The 19,869-nt window shown below is 48.6% G+C and carries 18 protein-coding genes and 1 tRNA gene; 10 read left to right on the top strand and 9 right to left on the bottom strand.

Annotated elements, in window-relative coordinates; all coding sequences use genetic code 11:
* Positions 1 to 3 precede the first annotated feature (3 nt).
* The 4 genes from ACN0VA_RS15650 to ACN0VA_RS15635 all read right to left on the bottom strand — a co-directional run bounded on the left by ACN0VA_RS15650 (position 4) and on the right by ACN0VA_RS15635 (position 3,914).
* Complete coding sequence (locus ACN0VA_RS15650; protein WP_417822064.1) at positions 4 to 864, bottom strand: hypothetical protein; 861 nt, start codon at positions 862 to 864, stop codon at positions 4 to 6.
* A gap of 352 nt (positions 865 to 1,216) precedes the next feature.
* Positions 1,217 to 1,291 (bottom strand) — tRNA-Gln (locus tag ACN0VA_RS15645).
* Between the two features lie 65 nt (positions 1,292 to 1,356).
* Positions 1,357 to 2,211, bottom strand: a complete 855-nt coding sequence (locus ACN0VA_RS15640) for a 4-(cytidine 5'-diphospho)-2-C-methyl-D-erythritol kinase (protein ID WP_417822063.1) — start codon at positions 2,209 to 2,211, stop codon at positions 1,357 to 1,359.
* Entirely contained in the window at positions 2,208 to 3,914 is a 1,707-nt protein-coding gene (locus tag ACN0VA_RS15635) for a tetratricopeptide repeat protein (protein ID WP_417822061.1), read from the bottom strand. Before ACN0VA_RS15635 ends, ACN0VA_RS15640 begins: the two co-directional genes overlap by 4 nt.
* Before the next feature lie 143 nt (positions 3,915 to 4,057).
* On the opposite strand from ACN0VA_RS15635, the gene ACN0VA_RS15630 reads away from it, so the two are divergent.
* Together ACN0VA_RS15630 and ACN0VA_RS15625 are read left to right on the top strand one after the other, a co-directional pair.
* Positions 4,058 to 5,893, top strand: a complete 1,836-nt coding sequence (locus tag ACN0VA_RS15630) for a PAS domain-containing protein (protein WP_417822060.1) — start codon at positions 4,058 to 4,060, stop codon at positions 5,891 to 5,893.
* Positions 5,894 to 5,971: 78 nt separating this feature from the next.
* On the top strand, positions 5,972 to 7,672 hold the full coding sequence (locus ACN0VA_RS15625) for a hypothetical protein (RefSeq protein WP_417822059.1): 1,701 nt from the start codon (positions 5,972 to 5,974) through the stop codon (positions 7,670 to 7,672).
* Here ACN0VA_RS15625 and ACN0VA_RS15620 read toward each other — a convergent pair.
* Entirely contained in the window at positions 7,669 to 8,973 is a 1,305-nt protein-coding gene (locus ACN0VA_RS15620; RefSeq protein WP_417822058.1) for a methyl-accepting chemotaxis protein, read from the bottom strand. The two genes, ACN0VA_RS15625 and ACN0VA_RS15620, sit on opposite strands and share 4 nt — an antisense overlap.
* The gene (locus tag ACN0VA_RS15615) at positions 8,948 to 9,475 is read right to left on the bottom strand and encodes a PAS domain-containing protein (RefSeq protein WP_417822057.1); all 528 of its coding nucleotides are present in this window, start codon (positions 9,473 to 9,475) and stop codon (positions 8,948 to 8,950) included. The genes ACN0VA_RS15620 and ACN0VA_RS15615 overlap by 26 nt, the downstream gene beginning before the upstream one ends.
* A 284-nt stretch (positions 9,476 to 9,759) precedes the next feature.
* On the opposite strand from ACN0VA_RS15615, the gene rplU reads away from it, so the two are divergent.
* From rplU to ACN0VA_RS15590, 5 genes are all read left to right on the top strand, one after another.
* On the top strand, positions 9,760 to 10,071 hold the full coding sequence (gene rplU / locus ACN0VA_RS15610) for a 50S ribosomal protein L21 (RefSeq protein WP_417822056.1): 312 nt from the start codon (positions 9,760 to 9,762) through the stop codon (positions 10,069 to 10,071).
* Between the two features lie 26 nt (positions 10,072 to 10,097).
* Positions 10,098 to 10,355: a 50S ribosomal protein L27 gene (rpmA, locus tag ACN0VA_RS15605; protein ID WP_188665558.1), complete on the top strand. Its 258-nt coding sequence runs from the start codon at positions 10,098 to 10,100 to the stop codon at positions 10,353 to 10,355.
* A gap of 148 nt (positions 10,356 to 10,503) precedes the next feature.
* The gene (obgE, locus tag ACN0VA_RS15600) at positions 10,504 to 11,613 is read left to right on the top strand and encodes a GTPase ObgE (protein ID WP_417822055.1); all 1,110 of its coding nucleotides are present in this window, start codon (positions 10,504 to 10,506) and stop codon (positions 11,611 to 11,613) included.
* Between the two features lie 60 nt (positions 11,614 to 11,673).
* Positions 11,674 to 12,807 carry a glutamate 5-kinase gene (proB, locus tag ACN0VA_RS15595; RefSeq protein WP_417822054.1) on the top strand — a complete coding sequence of 378 codons (1,134 nt, stop codon included), beginning with the start codon at positions 11,674 to 11,676 and terminating at the stop codon, positions 12,805 to 12,807.
* Positions 12,804 to 13,730 carry a glycosyltransferase family 2 protein gene (locus ACN0VA_RS15590; RefSeq protein WP_417822053.1) on the top strand — a complete coding sequence of 309 codons (927 nt, stop codon included), beginning with the start codon at positions 12,804 to 12,806 and terminating at the stop codon, positions 13,728 to 13,730. The genes proB and ACN0VA_RS15590 overlap by 4 nt, the downstream gene beginning before the upstream one ends.
* On the opposite strand, the gene ACN0VA_RS15585 is transcribed toward ACN0VA_RS15590, so the two are convergent.
* On the bottom strand, positions 13,727 to 14,929 hold the full coding sequence (locus ACN0VA_RS15585; RefSeq protein ID WP_417822052.1) for an MFS transporter: 1,203 nt from the start codon (positions 14,927 to 14,929) through the stop codon (positions 13,727 to 13,729). The two genes, ACN0VA_RS15590 and ACN0VA_RS15585, sit on opposite strands and share 4 nt — an antisense overlap.
* Positions 14,930 to 15,076: 147 nt before the next feature.
* Between ACN0VA_RS15585 and ACN0VA_RS15580 the strand changes: the two genes are divergently transcribed.
* Positions 15,077 to 15,790 (top strand): substrate-binding periplasmic protein, encoded by a 714-nt coding sequence (locus ACN0VA_RS15580; protein ID WP_417822051.1) that lies wholly within the window; start codon positions 15,077 to 15,079, stop codon positions 15,788 to 15,790.
* Here ACN0VA_RS15580 and ACN0VA_RS15575 read toward each other — a convergent pair.
* Positions 15,787 to 16,683, bottom strand: coding sequence for a DMT family transporter (locus tag ACN0VA_RS15575; RefSeq protein WP_417822050.1), 897 nt, complete (start codon positions 16,681 to 16,683; stop codon positions 15,787 to 15,789). The genes ACN0VA_RS15580 and ACN0VA_RS15575 overlap by 4 nt on opposite strands.
* Before the next feature lie 116 nt (positions 16,684 to 16,799).
* Positions 16,800 to 17,033, bottom strand: a complete 234-nt coding sequence (locus ACN0VA_RS15570; RefSeq protein ID WP_417822049.1) for a DUF1127 domain-containing protein — start codon at positions 17,031 to 17,033, stop codon at positions 16,800 to 16,802.
* A gap of 148 nt (positions 17,034 to 17,181) precedes the next feature.
* Here ACN0VA_RS15570 and ACN0VA_RS15565 point away from each other — a divergent pair, with 148 nt between their 5' ends.
* Complete coding sequence (locus ACN0VA_RS15565) at positions 17,182 to 18,090, top strand: transcriptional regulator GcvA (protein WP_417822048.1); 909 nt, start codon at positions 17,182 to 17,184, stop codon at positions 18,088 to 18,090.
* Positions 18,091 to 18,156: 66 nt separating this feature from the next.
* Complete coding sequence (gene ipdC / locus ACN0VA_RS15560; protein ID WP_417822047.1) at positions 18,157 to 19,779, top strand: indolepyruvate/phenylpyruvate decarboxylase; 1,623 nt, start codon at positions 18,157 to 18,159, stop codon at positions 19,777 to 19,779.
* Positions 19,780 to 19,869 lie beyond the last annotated feature (90 nt).

The following is a 19,869-nucleotide window of genomic DNA, read 5'->3' as shown; positions in this document are numbered from 1 at the left end:
AAGCTAACCAAACAGCTTATCAATATCATCTTGTGAGACATCTTGCCCCGCAGGCGGATTTTCTGCCTTGGGCTTTGTTGCTTTCGGTGCACCGGCGGGTTGATTAAACATACTGTCAATATCATCTTGCGAAACAGCGCTACCCGAGTCAGGCGCCTGTGTTTTCGCCACCGGCGTTGCAGGTTGGTCAAACATGCTGTCTATATCACCTTGTGAAACAGATGCGCTGCTTGCGGGGGCTGGTGACGGGGTATCAAACAAGCTATCGATATCATTTTGCGATACCGCCTGACCCGCGCTAGGTGGGTTGTCGCCACCGAACAAAGCATCAATGTCATCTTGCGATACTTCCTGTCCACTGACTTGCGGGCCATGCATCGCAATATCACCATCACGCATCCCGATAGCATCTTCAATGGTTTCGTCATTATCGACCGGCATTTCACCAAGGCCTTCGCGACCGACAATATCCACCAAACTGTCCAGTGTGCTTTCCAAACGGTTCATAATACGCACGATTTTCGAAATCCGTTGCCCCGTCAAATCATGGAAAGAACAAGATTCAAAAATTTTGTTTGTGCGATCCTGAATCGCATTCAAAGAGGCCTGTGCCGGTTCGTATTTGATATTGGCATTTAGATCATCCACATTTGATAGAATATCTTCTGCGGACTCCATAATCGTGTTCGTCGCGTCTTCTGTTGTCTCACAGATCGTGTTGAGCTGTTCTGCCACCGTATTGAAATGATCAACTGGAGATTTCGGATGCCGTATAGATGCCAACTCAGCCTTGATCTTTGTAATATAGCGCACCAGATGGTGAATCTGCTCCGCCAATACGGTTAGTTGTTCACCGCTTTGCATTCAAATCTCCTTTTGTCGCTCACTCTCAAGACAGCCGCGAACATTGCATAGACAACGGCGTCTATCATACGCGCAACAGGACAGCGCGTACAAGTGTCGCAAATTCTTTTTTTTGGCAAAGAAACTCTTATTAGCATTAACGTATAGCATGAATACTACTATAAATGCGCAATGTTATATCAAGACCCACAGAACGTCACAAAAGAATATTATATTCAGGGTTGAAATCGTATATTTTCCAACAGTTCACATAGCAAACAAAACGATAAGCCGTTCTCTGTGTACTTTCAAATAAATGTACACGGACTTTCCAAAACAAAAAACCCGAGAGCAAAAACTCTCGGGTTTTTTTTGGCTGGGGCACCAGGATTCGAACCTGGGGATGACGATACCAAAAACCGTTGCCTTACCGCTTGGCGATGCCCCATCTGTGTGGTGGCGCGGAACATACGACCAAATTTTAGAAAGTGCAAGAGGGTAATTGAAAAAAAATTAAATTATTTTTCCACAGGAAATCCACCATTTCGGATAGTCCTTTTGCAATGCTTTCTCAGCAGCTTGCGCATCCTTTTCGCATTCAAACAAACCAAAGCAGGTTGCCCCACTGCCCGACATACGGGTCAATGCACATCCCGGCTGAATAGATAAAGCCTGCAAGACATTTGCAATTTCGGGCGCAATCTGAACCGCGGGTGCCATCAGATCGTTTGTGCGTTCTTTTAAAGCCTTGATAAAGGTCGCAAACGTATATTCCCCACCCATCGGCGCCGCATCCGTAAACCCGCCTGTGCGGGCTTTAAACACAGATGGTGTGGATAGCGCAATCATCGGGTTAGCCAAAACCATCCAGCAGTCCGGTATAGGGGGAAGAGGTGTGATCACTTCACCGATCCCGCCCACATGGTTGGCATGGGCTTTCATACAAATCGGAACGTCCGCCCCCAAGGACAGGGCCAATTCTTCCAATCCCAATGGGTCGGGAAAAACCTGCCATAACTGACAAAGCGCCTTCAACGTTGCCGCTGCATCACCGGAGCCACCACCAATACCAGCAGCCACCGGCAAACGTTTATCCAGCGTAATCTGAGCCCCAAAATCGGTCTTGCAGAGCTTTTGCAGCCCCAAAGCCGCTTTCATCACCAGATTATCTGGACCCGACACATCAATATAAGACGCCATCGGGCCAACGACATCTAATGACAAACGGTCTGCCGCTTCCACATGTAACAGATCACCTGTCTGGGCAAACACGATCAGGCTATCGAGTTCGTGGTAACCATTTTCGCGCCGTCCACATACATGAAGGTATAAATTTACCTTTGCATAGGCCTGTTGCGTAATGCTCATTCCGTCTCTAGACCATTTGCAATTTTTTGTTCGATTGTTTCCAGAACATCCGGTGTTGGGTTGAGACTTTTTGCCCGATACCATTGGAAACGGGCCTCGCGGTTGCGACCGACTTTCCAGTAAGCATCCCCGAGGTGATCGTTAATCACCGGATCACTGGGTTGCAATTCAACAGCACGTTCCAGATGAGGCACAGACTTTTCATATTGTCCCAGTCGATAAAGCACCCAGCCGAGGCTATCAACGATATATCCATCACGTGGACGTTGGGCGACCGCTTCTTCGATCATTGCTTGTGCACGTTCCAGATGACGACCGTTTTCAATCCATGAATAGCCCAGATAATTCAAAACAAACGGCTGGTTTGGTTCCAGTTCCAATGCTTTTAAGAATAAAGGTTCTGCCTCATCCCAACGTTTCAGGCGTTCCAGCGAAATGGCACGCGAATAAAACAAATTCCAATGATGGGCCCCAACCTCTTGGCCAATTAAACCAATTGCCTGCCCATAGATTTTTTCCGCTTTTTCAAATTTTTCATGGTGACGTAACACATCGCCCAATGTCACCAGAACTTCCAAACGGTCTGGATGTTGTGCCACCATCTCTTCCAAAATGGTAATCGCACCGTCTTGATCACCCAGATCATCCAGGTTCAATGCCATACGCAAACGCGCAGACCATGAAAACGGGTTTTTCTTATCAATTGTTGCATAGATTTTATTGGCATCGGCAAAACGGCGATCACTTTCCAGAATTTCTGCCACCAAAATACGCGCAATCGGGAATTTCGGTTTCACATGCAGGGTCATATGGCCCATGATCAGGCCAACTTGCCGGGTACTGTGCGAGCGCAGGGAAGAAGCCAGACCGAACAAAGCCTCCGCCAAGCCGTCTTTGACCGTAATCGCCGGTGTTTTCGCCAACATGCCGCTATTGAGTTCGTCCAACAAAGCCTGAATATAAAGAGAATCGGGGTGCGCCATAAAATACTGTCCATAGACAGCTTGCGCATCACTCACGCGATTCTGTTTAACCAGCAAAGCGGCATAAAGTTCCGCCAGACGCAGGGACATACCGTTTTCGCCTTGTGCCGCCAATTTATAATGTTTTTCTGCGTTCCCGACATCGCCTTTAAAATCGTACAACAAACCGGTGTGCAAATGATAAAGTGCTTCCAGCCCTTTTTCTTTTTGCATCGGGGCAATCGCCTTCAACGCCGCATCCACCCCATCGGTCGCTGCGATTAACCATGTCTGGATTAAAGGTTTCACATAGGCGCCAAGGCCGCTGCCCGGTATGTCATCAACCTTGGTGCGTGCCGCCGCCATATCACCCGCCACCACATCTTCCAAGGCCACAACCAGTTTCGCCATCAGATTTTCGTTATTAATTTCACCGGCAATCTTGGCAGCCTGTTCGAAACGGCCTTCGCTGGCATAAATCGCAAATAATTGGCGTTTCAGATTATCGTCCAATTCAGTGGGGAAATCTTTTGATTCATGCACAGTACTTAAAAAATCGGCTGCATTCTCCATATCACGATGGCGTACCGCATATTGCCCCACAAGATAATTTGACAAGGAGGACTCGCCCGGTTTTAACGGAGGCATTTGCGGTTCACTGGCCGTCGTGCAACCGGTAATCAAAGCCGGGGCACAAATTGTTGCGCAGATGAGGAGGTTCTTCAAACTAAATACAGACACGTTTCGTCCTTGTTTTATTGCCAAACCGGTTACTTGCGATCAGCAGTGTAGCCGAGCGTTTATATAATTCACAACCAGTGAATTGGTTTTTTGTAACAATTACTGTATCTTGCTTGCCAAAGTTTTAGAAGAAGTGACGAAAAATGTCAGAAAACCAACAAAACATGCTGAATGACTGGTTCGAAAATGCGCTTGATCTCTTGTGCATTTTCGATGAGACCACCTGTCTGAACCGAATAAATCCGGCATGGACAAAGACAACAGGATGGACTGAGGGTGAATTAATCGGTTCACAACTGGTTGATTTTCTGCACCCCGAAGATGTCGCGAGCATGCGCGGGGCCTTGCAAAAGGTGATTGAAAACCTTCCCCAGCAAAACATCGAAAACCGCTGGCGACAAAAAAATGGTCAGTACATTTGGCTGAGTTGGAATCTTTCCCTGAGCGGGTTACCTCATAAGGCCATATGCGCAAGCGCACGCGATATCAGCACAAGCAAACAAAAGCAAATTGCCATTGATAACGATGTCCGCCTGCTGGAATTGGCTGAACAGACCGCCCGGATCGGCCATTGGCGACTCGATGTGTCCAAAGGGGAACTTCAATGGTCAAACGAGGTCTATAACATCTACGGACGGCGCCCGAACAAGGCTGTTATCACCCTTGACGATTTTATTGATGCGTTTTCCGGCAGCCACCAAAAGGAATTCTGGTCACTTATCCAACACGCCATAAATGACGGTCGAGAAATCAGTACGGAACTGGTTCTCAAGCGCGACGACAACGAAAGACGCACCGTCGCGGTTCGCGCTGTTTGTGAATATGATGCAAGTGGTGTTGTGCGCAGTCTGTTCGGCATCTTGCAAGACGTCACCGAAGAACGCGTCCATCAAGCCAGCCTGCGCAGTAAAGAAGAACTCTTATCAATGGCTTTTCGCGCCACATCGGACGGGATTTGGGATTGGGATCTACAAACCGACCAAATGTGGTTTTCGCCACAATGGAAAGCGCAACTTGGTTATGAAGAAGATGAAATCTCAAACAGTTTTGAAAGCTGGGCCAATCTGATTTTCGACGAAGATCGCATTAAAGCGATGGACATGATGGACGCGCATTTTCGGGGTGAGCTGGACCGTTTTGAAATGATCCAGCGTTTTCATCATAAAAAAGACCATACGGTTTTCATTTTGGTGCGCGCCTATGCCTTGCGCGATGAACAAGGTCGCGCAATCCGTATGATCGGTGCCCATACCGATGTCACCGAACTTAAACAACTGGAACAGGCCAAATCCGAATTCACCTCGATTGTCTCCCATGAATTACGCACTCCGCTGACCGCCATTCACGGTGCCATCGGTTTGCTTGATGGTCATTATGGAGAGGAACTGTCCGAACCCGCCCGCAACCTTGTTCGCATTGCCCAGAATAACAGCGAACGTCTAAACTTTCTGGTGAACGACATTCTGGATATGGACCGATTGCAATCCGGGAATGTGACTTTTTCTCCTTCTGTGATCCCACTTGATAGCTTCCTGCCGCAAGTGATTGAAAATCATCGGTCTTACGCCGGGAAATTCAAAGTCGATCTGGATTACGATCAATCGGGCGACAGTTATCAGATCCTCGCAGACCCTGACCGTCTCATGCAGGTCATGGCCAATTTGGTTTCCAACGCCATAAAATTTTCCCATGAAGGGCACACGGTTAAAATTCGCGCCCATACGCGCAATGATAAAATCGCCATTTCCGTCATTGATACCGGGCGCGGTATTCCCCGTGATATGCGTGACAAAATTTTCAATAAGTTTATTCAGGCCGACAGTTCCGATCAGCGTCACAAGGGCGGAACAGGGTTGGGGCTGACCATTTCAAAAGCCTTACTTGAAAAAATGAACGGGACGATCACCGTTATTTCTAAACTGGACGAAGGGTCCACCTTTACCATTTTACTTCCTCGTGCCGAAACATCTGCCGAATAAGATTGATTTAAGCTCCCCCCTTGTTTTTTAAGAAAACATATCCAGTTGTATAATGGTTATGATGTATTTGGGGTCTTCATGGTCGGTCTGTTTCAAACCATTATGGATCAAATCTTTGGTTCACCTTCCCCCCCTCCCGATATGTTAGCGGACGACGGGGGGCTGGCTGAGTTTGCCAAACAATATGCCGCACAAATGGAAGAAGAAAAGAAATTCGGCAAGAAACCTTCTGTTTCCGGTGACGATGTGATCCACATTCAACACGGACGTCACGGTGCGCGCGCTTACCTGCTGGATACATCCGCCTTTCGCAAAGCATTGGTCAAAGAGCTGCGCCCCAGTATCCCCCCGGTTACGGAAGGTATTTTAAAAACGCGTTGTGGCGAAAAAGGTGTGGGATATATGCACGTCGATGCCTTTTACGCCTTTCACATTCACAAAAATGATGCGGTTGAGGAATATAACGCCGCCCTTGGCATTATTGATGAAATCGGCGCCCGTCTCTTAGGCGATCGCTATACCAGTGGTGAGCGAAAACCAGACATCCCGATGACCCGTGTCTTGCCGCAGGACATCGTAAACCCGGATGGAACATTCAATATTCAGCGGGCCAAAAAGGCCATCAAGCTGGTGGTGGAAAAAAACATATCCGGCCCAACCGATACCAACTGGCAGGATGGGAAAATCAGTATTGAAGCCACAGACCCCACGCAATATGTCCCCTTGCCGCCCCGTCCCACAAAAAATGACTACGGCGACTGGAAGACACAGAAAAAACCGGTAAAAGACAAACACGTGACCGACTGGAGCGCACAGCCCACACGCGCAAGATCGACCGAAACCAACTCCACACCATCAACCCCGACGAAAAACAATCCGCCACCGTCACAGCAATGGCAATCAACAACCGAGCAAAAAACACACAACAACCATGAAGCCAAAACAGCACGTTCCTGGCTCGACACGCCGCAATCTCCCCCCGACAACACCGCAACCGAGCCGCAAGCCCAAACGCTCCCGCCCAAATCATTGGGCGTTCAACCCACCCGATTGCGCCAACTAGGCGATATAGTTCTCGCCTTTCATCCCACGTGGCAACGTCATACAGAACGTATTGATTGTTATGTCGGGTTTGCTTTTCGTCATCAAGACAACACCCTTTTCAAGGGGGATCAATTCTATCCGGCCTCTGCGCCTACCAAAACCATCCAACGCATCGATAAAGCCATTGCCAAACAAGGTGTGCAACATCTGGAACACACTAGCCAACTGGACCAAAAGGCAATTTTTTTACCGTTCCATCTAGAAAGTATTTTAGCGGAAAAAAAATATTCCCCGCTCAAACCATTACACAACCTGCCGGATCAAACCCGTCAGAGGCTCTGGATTGAAATTATTGGATTGGATGAATTGAAATCAAGCGAGGCCCTCTTCAAAGCCCTGCAAATACATCAAAATTATCTGCCGCATATCGGCATCCAAATTGAAGACCAAGATATCCCACGCGATATTCTTGAAAATGAGGCCATATCCTTTGTCTGCTATGATATGTCGCTGTCTTCCCCCAATACCCACCACAAAAGTCACCTGAGCACGATTGCGAAAATGGCCCATAAGCACAAAAAACATCTTTGTACATGGGGGGTAAAAAATAAGCAGGATATTGAGCGCGCCTTGCAAGAACAAAGCGCCTACCTCAATGGACGAGGCTTGGCCCGAGACATGCGAAAGCCGGGAAAGATCATCCCTCTCCCGGCTTCCCGAATGTTACTGGATTAAAGCATACTGAAGAATTTTTTCAGGTCGTCATCCAATTCACGCACTGGATCAATTTGATCTCCGGCCGCCCAAATAACTGTAATTGCACCGGCATAAGACCCGGCAGAAGCCTGCGCGATATCCCCGATGCGATCAGACACCATATTGGATTGATCGGCAACAACACCGACTTTTTCCGAAATATCATTGGTGGCAGCACCTTGTTCTTCAACCGCAGCCGCAATCGCACTGGAAACTTCGTTAATTTCGTTGATCGTGTGATAAATCTCGCCGGATTTACGCACAACCTCTTCTGTCGCATCCTGAATATTGCCGATCTGCTGCGCAATACGGTCCGTCGCCTTTGCCGTTTGATCCGCAAGGTTTTTCACTTCAGCTGCCACAACCGCAAAGCCTTTTCCTGCCTCCCCTGCACGGGACGCTTCGACCGTCGCGTTCAACGCCAAGAGATTGGTTTTCGCGGCAATATCGGAAATCAGCTGAATAACTTCCCCGATGTTACGCGCTTCTGTGGACAGAGCCGTAATATCTTCCTGAATGCTGTTTACATTTGTCATCGCCAATTGAGATGTTTCACTGGCATAAGAAACCTGGCGGGTAATCTCGGCAACCGAGGAGGCCAATTCTTCTGTCGCAGCCGCAACCAACGTAATACTTTCTGACGTTTGGATCGCAGAATCGGCGACATCAATCGTCCCTGAAGAACTTTTATCGATCCGTTTACCCATATTTTCAGCTTCACTGACAATGGATTTTGCGTTGTTGATAACACGTTCAACAACCGTATTGACCTGATCTTGCAGGGTAAGTGCCGATTTTTGCATCCCGGCCAAATTGGCAATCGATCCGTTAATATCGCGCGAGCCTTTCAGGAAAGCCCCGGTCATGCCGGTTTCAATAATCGTGCGGTAATATTTTTTCTGCGCCACATGCTCCATCGCAGCAGCCGCTTCACGTACAAAGGCATCTGTGCGGTCAATCGCGGCGTTCACTGCATCGAACATTTCCTGTTCTTTGCCATGTCCCCCACGAGTAATCCGCGCTTCGAAGTTTCCTTGATCAATCTCATTACATACATGGATTACTTCATCAATAGCCGAACCCGATCCCAAAGCAACAGTACCAGAACCGGCAAAAATACCAAAAAGAACAAACCCCAGTGCCACAACGATTAAAAGTGCCGGAATGAGAGAAAATCCCGTCGTCACAATCATCTGGACAAACAGCGCAATCAAACTTGCTACCGCAAGATAGGAAAAAACATTCCCTTTTGATTTAGATGGAGAGGATGAACTCGTCATATGCGACCCCTTTATTATCTAATATATCCATCAAAGCTTGCGTGGAAGCCTGTATCCCGTCCTTGCGGTTCTGGTGGGATTGTTCGATTTGCAAAAGCTTACCGTACAACGGGATAATGATATTATCCAATGTATCGCGTTTTGCCACACGTCGATTGGAATGGTAGCCGACCACATTAGCGTCAGCATCAAAGCTAGGCGTGACATGGGCCAAAACCCAATAATGATCGCCGTTCTTGCAGCGGTTCATAACGTACGCAAATAGTTCTTGCTTACTGGTCATTTTATCCCAAAGAAGTTTGAATATACTTCTGGGCATATCGGGATGGCGGATCATACTGTGCGGTTGCCCCATCACTTCATCCAAACCATATCCGGCGACATCGAGAAAAACCTTGTTCGCATAGGTGATACGGCCTTTTAGGTCCGTCTTACTTACAATAATTTCATTATCGCCAAATGCGCGCTCAACCCCCGTTAAAGCGGTATCATTATTCGCCATCTGAGAACCTCTATTCTTTTTAGCTATCGTTGTACTTTAGGTAGCTCCCTACCAAAAGTACATAAGTAAAAATACTTCATTCAGATATTTATTTTGGCCCAAAACCACAGAAACATTGACTCTTGAATAAATATACGTATATTTCGCCCACTTTATGTCCGAGTGCGCGTTTGCGCATAATCGGATTTTGTTGTAGCACGCTGCTTGAGGTTCTTGATTATCAAGTTCGAAAGTCCGCATTGATCGGCACCGTAAGGCGCGTTTATTAAAGGGTATGTCGAACCATGTTCGCTATCGTTAAAACCGGCGGTAAACAGTACACCGTCGCTGAAAATGACGTTATCGTCGTTGAAAAATTGGCTGGTGAAGCCGGTTCTGAAATCAAACTGGAAGACGTTCTTCTTGTTGGTGCAGAAGGCAAAACCACTGTTGGTACGCCGCTTGTTAAAGGGGCTTCTGTCACAGCAGAAGTGATCGAACAAGGCAAAGGTGACAAAGTGATCATCTTTAAGAAAAAGCGTCGCCAAAACTATCGCCGCACAAAAGGTCACCGTCAGGAACAGACCGTTTTGCGCATTAAGTCTATCAAAGGCTAAGGCCGTTAAACTAAGGAGATCAAGTTATGGCTCATAAGAAAGCTGGTGGCTCGTCCCGTAACGGTCGCGATTCCGAAAGCAAACGCCTCGGCGTTAAAAAATTCGGTGGCGAAGCCGTTCTCGCTGGTAACATTCTGGTCCGTCAACGCGGCACCAAATTTTATGCAGGCGACAACGTTGGCATGGGTAAAGATCACACACTGTTTGCAAAAGCAGAAGGTAAAGTGAACTTCCGCACCAAAGCCAAAGGCCGCACATACGTCAGCGTAGACGCTGCCGAATAAGCGATTTTTCGCTTATAACAGGTTAGGAAAGAGAGGGGTGGTTTTCCATTCCTCTTTTTTCGTTCAAACAAGACGGTTATTCTGACATTCCCTGAATAGCCACCTTCATCTCAAGAAAGCTCCCCGCCCGGGCGAGGACGGTATCATCATGAAATTTTTAGATCAGGCGAAGATTTTCCTCAAAAGCGGTGACGGCGGCAATGGCTGCGTTTCCTTTAGACGCGAAAAATATGTCGAATTCGGCGGTCCTGACGGCGGTGATGGCGGTCGCGGCGGTGATGTCATCGTTGAATGCGTCGACAATTTGAATACGCTGATTGATTATCGTTACCAGCAGCATTTCAAAGCCCAGCGCGGTGAAGGCGGCATGGGGCGCAATCGTTCCGGTAAAAAAGGCAACGACATTATCCTTAAAGTCCCGGTCGGCACGCAAATTCTTGATGAAGATAAAGAAACGGTACTGGCTGATTTTCTGGAACCCGGTGTCCAGCGCGTTTTAATGCGCGGCGGTGACGGTGGACGTGGGAACGCACAGTTCAAAACCTCCACCAATCAGGCACCTCGTCGCAATGAACCCGGCTGGCCGGGCGTGGAACGTTGGGTCTGGTTACGGTTGAAATTGATTGCGGATGCCGGTCTTGTCGGCCTGCCCAACGCCGGGAAATCCACATTTCTGGCGGCTGTTTCCCGCGCCAAGCCCAAGATTGCTGATTACCCGTTTACAACCTTGCACCCCAATCTGGGCGTTGTTCATGCCGGGGATCAAAAGGATGGTCGCGAATTCGTTATTGCCGACATTCCCGGCTTGATTGAAGGCGCCCATGAAGGGCAAGGCCTTGGGGATCGCTTTCTCGGTCATGTGGAACGCTGTTCTGTTTTACTGCACCTGATCGATGTCACGCAAGACGACGTCGCCGGCGCCTACACCACAATTCGTCACGAACTGGAAGCCTATAGCCCTGAACTGGCGAAAAAACCTGAAGTCGTCGCCTTGAATAAATGCGATGCGCTTTTGGACGAACAGGTTGCCGAACAAAAAGAAGAGTTGGCGAAGGTCTATAACGGAAAAATTCATGCGATTTCCGGTGTGGCACGCACAAACGTCCCGGAACTGTTGCTGGAAATGCACCGCATTATCAAAGGTGAAGACGGTGGCCCTATTGAATTTACCGCCGGCCCGTGGGACGATGGTCCCGTCGACGAACCGGAAGAAGAGTTTTTTGAAGAAGAGTCAAAGCCTTTCGATCCTTTAGCGTGACAGATTCAAAAAAATTAGCTTATAAACGTCTCAGGCCAAATTCTAGGTAAGACTTTAATCATGGGCGATCTTCAAAAAAGCACGCAGATCACAGACGCCAAACGCATCGTCATCAAGATCGGTTCCGCCCTTCTTGTGGATGCGAAACACGGGACCGTTCATCGCAAATGGCTGGAAAGCCTTGCGCATGATATTGCCGAAGCCCGTGCGCGCGGCCAGGAAGTCGTCATTGTGACCTCCGGTGCCATTGCCGTTGGGCGGCGCCACCTTGACCTGCCAAACGGCAGTTTACGCCTGGATGAAAAACAAGCCGCAGCCGCTTGCGGCAATATTCGACTTGCCCATGCCTACCAAGAAGTTCTTGGACATCATCACATCTCGGTTGCGCAAATTCTGGTGACCTTGGAAGACAGCGAAAACCGCCGACGCTATATCAATGCGCGCAACACGATTGAGACGCTTTTGCGCGTTGGCGCCATTCCCCTGATCAACGAAAATGACACGGTAGCCACCGATGAAATTCGTTTTGGCGATAATGACCGTCTTGCGGCCCGTGTCGCAGCGATGGTCAGTGCCGACACCTTGGTTCTGTTTTCCGATATTGACGGGCTTTACACCGCGGACCCCGGCAAAAACCCGGACGCACGTTTCATTCCCGTTGTTGAACATATCACGGACGAGATCGAGGCAATGGCCGGTGGTGCCGCCAGCAATGTCGGATCCGGTGGCATGACCACAAAAATTGCCGCAGCAAAAATTGCCCTGAACGCGGGTTGCCGCATGGTCATTACCAAGGGCGAACGCGCCCACCCCCTTAAAGCCCTCGAAAACGGTGAAAAGGCCACATGGTTCCTGCCCGAAGCCACACCGCGCAATGCGCGTAAACAATGGATTTCCGGCAGCCTGAAAGCAATGGGTGAAATTGTCGTGGATGACGGTGCCCTCAAAGCTTTAAAAGCCGGAAAGAGCCTATTGCCCATCGGCGTACGTGCGGTAAACGGCGATTTCATGCGCGGTGAAGCTGTCAGCGTAAAAGGCCCGGATGGCCGCGAAATCGGGCGTGGACTTATTGCGTACGGGTCCGAAGATGCCCGTAAAATCATTGGTGTAAAATCCAGCGAGATTAAAGAAAAACTTGGCTATATTGGTCGCGATGAAATGATCCACCGCGACCATCTGGTGGTAGAATTATGATCGACATTTCTTATGTCATCACGGTTTACAACAAGGCCGATCACATCGCCCCCATGCTGAATGCACTGGAACGACAAGAGGGCAATTTCAGCCGTGAATTTATCTTTGTCGATGATGGGTCCACGGATCATTCGCTAGATATCATCCGCGAACGCACCAAAGACTGGCCCAATGTTCGTATTCTTGAACAAGAAAACGCAGGTGTCAGTGTTGCCACCAACACAGGCGGTTTTGCGGCAAAAGGCGAATTCATCAAAATCGTTGATGCCGATGATGCGATGACCCCCTATGCCAGCCGCCGCCTGCTTGACATGATGCGCGCGCATAACCTTGACCAGATTGCCGCCGAATGGAAGCTCAGCCCGGATATAGAAACCGATTCTAAAAATGCACTAGAAACCGACGCATCTCTTGATATTTTAGAGGATCCTCTCTCTGAATTTTTTAAAGTCGGTATGGGGGGATCAACCTCCACCATGATCCGTACCCGTGCTTTTAAAGATGTCGGCGGCTGTGACGAACGGGTCTTCGTTCAGGATTTCTCTCTCCCGCTGCGTCTCAGCAAAAAACATCGCATGGCTTGCACAGATTTGCTGGTTGTTTTCGGCCCCGAAAATGCCGATGGCCGTATTTTGGATGCACAGGCCACTGTTATTCACGACCTGTCTGCCACGATGTATTATTTTCTAATGGATAATCCGGATATAAGCGCCGACCTTCAACGTCTCGCCTTTAAACGATGTGCGGGCCGGGCATGGAAATGGGCAAAACGTAAACAGGGAAAATCCATTTTTTCACGTGCTTTTTATCTTTATCTCTTGTCCCGTCTTCCCATTTGGCAACAAACAAGTCACCTGATTGGCGAAACCATGTACATCTGGAAAGATGAAACGGTTCGCCAATCCGGTTCTAAAAAAGTTTAAGCCGTTACCCGGCGATCACGCACCGACATTTCCTTGATCGGCAAGTGTACCACAGCTGCAAACAGTCCCAATGCAATAGACGCCAGCCAGCCGCCTTGAAAACTGCCGGTCAGATCGAAGAAGTAACCACCCAGCCATGCCCCGAAGAACGCGCCAACCTGATGGCTGAACAGCGTAATGGCAAACAAGGTGCTCATATAGCGGGTGCCGAACATAACCCCGACCAACCCGCTGGTCAGGGGCACAGTCGATAGCCACAATGCCCCCATTGCAACCGAAAACGCCATTGTTGAAAAGACGGTAATCGGCATCAGAGTATAAATAAGGATAGCAACGGCACGACTGAAATAAATAATACTGAGGAGATATTTCTTGGAATATTTCCCACCCAAAACACCGGAAACATACGTGCCGACCATATTGGACAAACCAATTACAGCCAAAGCGGTTGCCCCGACATCCGGTGAAATATTACATGTCGATAAAAACATCGGCAGATGCGTCACGATGAAAGCAATATGAAACCCACAAACAAAGAAACCTAAATTCAATAAAATATAGCTATTGGTCCCAAAAGCCTCATGCAAAGCTTCGCGCAGCGTTTGTTCCGGTTCATGGGTTTCAACACTGCTGTCTGCCGGCTTTGCATTGACCTGCAAGGCCAGAAAAACACCCAAAGCCGCAATCGCTGCCAAACAGGCAAGCGCAAAAGACCAGCCGTATTGATTGATCAGAGTTTGGGAAACCGGTGCAAAAAGGAATTGACCAAAAGAGCCGCCCATTGAGGCGATACCCAAGGCGGTGCTGCGTTTTTCCTCAGATACCATGCGTGCAACGGCCCCTAAAACCACGGGTAAACCCATCGCCGCCACCCCCAGACCGATAAAGACGCCCGCACTCATATGGAACATCAATGGTCCTTGCGGAAAAGCCATCCCAATAAGACCCAACACATAAATGAACACACCGCTCATCAATACCGGCATGGTGCCATATTTATCTGCCAGAGCCCCTGCAAACGGTTGAGCAACCCCCCACATCAAATTTTGAATGGCAAGTGCGAGAGCAAAAACACCCAACTGCCAGCCCAAATCCATGCGCATCGGTTCAATAAACAAACCGTGGTTTTGGCGCATCCCCATACCGAGTGCTAAAATAAGCGCTCCGCAAATAATGACCGTCCATGCTTTTCTGCCCATGTGGCATTCCTTATTTTTAAAATAATTAATCGCTAAATGTAAGCATTCCAAACAATATTTCAAACAATATAGATAGTATTGCGTATAGAAAAAAGATTAGGAGAGCGCTATATCTAAGGAGATGAGATTTTTGAGGACGCCAACGTAATGAAAAGTTTAGCGAAAGCGATCTTTTGCGCTGTTTTCTTTTTCAGCACAAACAGCTTTGCTCAACCTGATTTTTCCAAAGTCAAAGTCGTTACCTCTTTTTACGAACCCTATAGCTTTGCAGAAGAGGGGGCCGCACAAGGAATCGCAGTCAATCAGGTTCGTAAGGTTTTTGCTCAATTGCACTTTTTCCCAAATATCAATGTCTACCCGTGGGCGCGTGCATACAATATCGCACTCAACATACCCGACACCCTTATTTTTTCTATGGCCCGCACACCGGAGCGTGAAGAAAAATTCCACTGGATTGGCCCTGTTGTGGGTTTCGATGTCCATCTTTTTAAAGATAAAAAACGCAAAGACATCCACGTCCAGAATCTTGCAGAACTCAGAAACTATCAAATCGGCGCTTTGCGCAAAGATGTCAAAGGGCAATATTTAAAGAAACAAAAAATCGCCGTTACTGAACTAACCAGCGAAGAAAACGGGATTAAGCTTCTGCTGAACAACCGTCTGGACCTTATGCCTGCCGATATTACAGCAACCAGATACCGCCTTGAAAAAATGGGGCTTTCTCCGGATATTCTGGAACCGGTTTATCATCTGAGTGAGATTTCCAGGCCGCTTTATATGGCGTTTAGTTTGGGCACTCAGATGGAAACCGTAAATGCCTTTCGCGATGCCTATCAACGCGCTTTTCCAAACGGTCTTTAAACGCGGGCAACCTTGCGAAACGTCCCCGGTTTTGTAAGCACCAACACATTCCCGAACAAAACCAACGGAACGCCAACCACTGCGGCAACCGGCCAATGATATCCTTCAAAAACGGTTGACAGGCTCAACGCAACAATTGGAAAGAGCACAACGCTATAAACCGCTTTTTCAGGCCCTATATTGCCAAGCAGCGTCAAATAACACCCGAACGCAATCACCGATCCAAATACGGCAAGGTAGAACAGCGACCAGATATATTCAAAACGGGGATCAAAAGTAAATGCTACACCGTTGAAGCTGGCAAAAATCGCCATAAACAATGCCCCGTAGGCCATTCCCCACGCGTTTGCCTGCATCACCGGAACACCTTTTTTCTGATTACGTGCCGACACCATATTGCCAAACGAGGCACACAACGTGCCCAGCAAAACCAATATCATGCCATAAAAACCGCTGTCGGACGGGTCAAAATGCTTCACTTCCGGCCAAAAAACCATAAAAGTTCCGACCATGCCCAGACTTGCCCCTAGAACCACACGCCCGGATATGGATGTTTTAAAGAACAATCGGCTTAAGACAATATTCATCACCACCATAGAGCAAAAGCCAACACTGACCAGCCCGGTGGTAATATGCCCACTGGCGATATACATAAAGAAGTAATTACCAGAAAACAGGCACAGTCCCAAAAGGGCGAGCCATATATGTGTTTTACGGTCAAAGGAAAGAGAACGTCGTGTCAAAACGCAAAAAGCCAGCAATAAAATACTGGCTAATGCGAAACGGTATGCGATAGAGGCTTCCACCGCAACCACGCCCAACTGATATTTGATCGCAAGCCATGTCGAGCCCCAGATCAAAACCGTTGTTATATAAAGAAAGGCATTGGGCATGCTGAATTCATTTCGCCTTGTTCAAAAAACGTCGCTCTGGCACGAAAGCCAGAGCCTGAATTCACGGGAGTATCCAGATCCCGGTGCGACGGGATGACGTAACCGTAAGCATTAATTTATCTCACCCAAAACGGCTTGGCAATTTCTGCTTCCGCTTGCGCTTTGGTCAAACCCACGTCTTTCAACATATGGTCACTCAACTGCGCAAGAGACTTGCGGGAATTATGGCGATGAAGCCATACAAAAAGCGTTTTGTGTGCTGTCTTCAGCGTTGTACCCAAACGTGCCTGTGCTTTTTCGCCGTTATGGGTTGAACAGCATTCAATAATGTTAAGAGTTTCTACTGACATAACGATCTCCATCACGTTTAAGGTTTAGTCAATAGAGGCGCGCCTCTTATGGTTTCTTTTTACAGATGTTTTCTTCTGTTCTCAAACGATCTTTTTTGCTATACAGCATAAGTAAAACTAATGCGAACAACAGGATTGTATCGAAACAATGGCCCGCAAACTCCCCCCATTGAATGCATTGCGCGCATTTGAATCCGCTGCACGCCACCTCAGCTTTACACGTGCGGCAGAAGAACTCTATGTGACTCAGGCCGCTGTCAGCCATCAGGTCAAAGCTTTGGAAGATCACTTGGGACTTAAGCTTTTCAAGCGGTTAAACCGTGCCTTGATGCTTACAGATGATGGTCAGCAATATTATCCCGACGTGCGCGACGCATTAGATCAGTTATCGCGTGCAACTGAAACTTTGCTCAAATCCGACCTCAACGGTGTCTTGACCGTATCGGTCATGCCGTCCTTTGCCTCCTTATGGCTGGTGCCACGTTTGCAAAATTTTACTAATCGACATCCTGATATTGACGTTCGCATTGCAGCAGACGACAGTTTGACCGATTTTGCCCGCGACGATGTCGATTGTGCCATTCGATACGGATTGGGCAACTGGCCCGACGTCTATGAAGAACGTTTTATGGGCGAAGATGTTTTTCCGGTATGCTCCCCGCTCTATCTTGAAAAACACCCCTCACTGGTTTCACCGCAAGCCCTGAAACATCACACCTTGATCCATGACTACGCCATCCATAGCGATGCCGAAGCCCACCTTGCGTGGAAATATTGGTTAAGGGAAGCCGGTATCAAAGGCGTCGATCATACCAGAGGACCTAAATTCTCACATACCCATATGGTTATGCAGGCCTGTATGGTGGGGGAAGGGGTCGCATTGGGACGATCAGCCCTGATCCAGACTGAACTGGATGCCGGACGACTTGTACGTTTGTTCGACTTCAGTATCTCTGCCAACGTTGCCTACTATTTTGTGTGCCCAAAAGGCGCGACGGAAAGGTATAAAATCAAGGCCTTTCGCGACTGGTTATTATCAGAATCAGCCCAACTTTGAGCATTCATTTCAAATTTTTTCTGATAAGCTAGTTTCAAATGAAATTATACCAGAGAGGCCTATCACATGCAGCTTGCCGAAGCCCTTTTTTGTGCCCTGAAAGATCGTGGCGCTACCGAGGTTATAGGAATTCCCGGCGACTTTGCCCTTCCCTACTTCAAAATTCTGGAAGATACGAAAGTCCTTCCGCTTTATACGCTTAGCCACGAACCCGGTGTCGGTTTTGCCGCTGATGCTGCGGGACGTTTCAACAGCCGCCTGGGGGTTGCCGCCGTCACATATGGCGCAGGGGCACTCAATATGGTTAACCCGGTGGCGCAAGCTTATGTAGAAAAATCACCCCTCGTCGTCATTTCCGGTGCGCCGGGCAAGCAGGAAAGCCAGCGCGGCCTTGGCTTGCATCATCAGGTCAAACGAATCGATTCCCAATATAAAATTTTTGAAGAAATCACCTGCGCACAGGTCATTCTCGATGATGTCCAGACTGCACCGCAATTGATCGCACACGCGTTGGACACCTGTATTCAACAATCGCGCCCGGTTTATATCGAATTGCCCCGTGATATGGTGGCCGAAGATATTGCAGCCGTTCCCGCCTTTCATCCCGGTTGTGACAACATGGACGCGGCGCGGGCCTGTGCTGAAGAAGTTCTGGAACATTTACGTGCCGCAAAACAGCCCTGCATTATGGCCGGTGTGGAAATTCGTCGTTTTGGTCTGGAAAAGAAACTGGCGGAACTCACCAATATTCTGGGTGTGCCGGTTGTAACCTCTTTCATGGCACGCGGCATTCTAGCCGACAGCGAAGTCCCCTTGATCGGTACTTATCTGGGCCTTGCCGGTACAGAAAAGGTCCGCAAAGCGGTTGAACGTTCTGATGGTTTGTTGATGTTAGGCGTCATCCTGTCCGATACCAACTTCGGGGTTTCCAAACGCGAAATTGACATGCGCGCCTGCGTTCATGCCTTTGATCGTGAGGTCAATTTCGCCCATCACACTTACCGTGAAGTCACACTGGAATGTTTGATCGAAGCCTTGATCGAGATCGCCCAGCCCGTTGGCGATGCCAAACGTCACCCTGCCCCTGTCTATCCACGTAATCTCAGCGCCGATGACAGCCCCATTGCACCAACCGATATCGCCTGCGCCGTCAACGATATGTTTGCCAAACATGGCAAAATGCCCATCGCATCGGACATGGGAGATTGCCTGTTTACCGCGATGGATATCGCCAATACCGCTTTGATTGCACCGGGTTATTATGCCTCGATGGGGCCGGGCGTACCGGCAGGGCTCGGCATACAGGCCACATCCGGCAAACGTCCGTTGATCATGGTTGGCGACGGTGCCTTTCAAATGACAGGTTGGGAATTGGGCAATTGCCGCCAATATGGCTGGAACCCGATTGTTTTGCTGTTTAACAACCGCAGCTGGGAAATGCTGCGCACCTTCCAACCGGGGCCGGATTATCACGATTTGGATGATTGGAAATTCGCCCAAATGGCAGCCCCGATGGGCGGGAAAGGTGTGCGCGTCACCACCCGTAAAGAACTGGTCGAAGCCTTAGAAGCTGCCCAAAATGATACATCCTGTTTCCAACTGATCGAAATCATGCTGGAACGCGGCGAAATTTCCCAGACACTTAATCGTTTTGTTAACGCCGTTAAACGATTAAGTACAACGAAATAGGACCCTGAAGGAGGGTGTGGATAAACTAAAGTCGCATCCTCCTTTATATAAAAAGATTTGTACCTGTGGATAAACTTCTCTAGCTTGGAA

Origin of the sequence: Terasakiella sp. (assembly GCF_048267425.1) — a bacterium.
Classification (GTDB): domain Bacteria; phylum Pseudomonadota; class Alphaproteobacteria; order Rhodospirillales; family Terasakiellaceae; genus Terasakiella.
The sequence above is the reverse complement of the archived record's forward strand: the minus strand, read 5'-3'. Positions and strand labels throughout refer to the sequence as shown.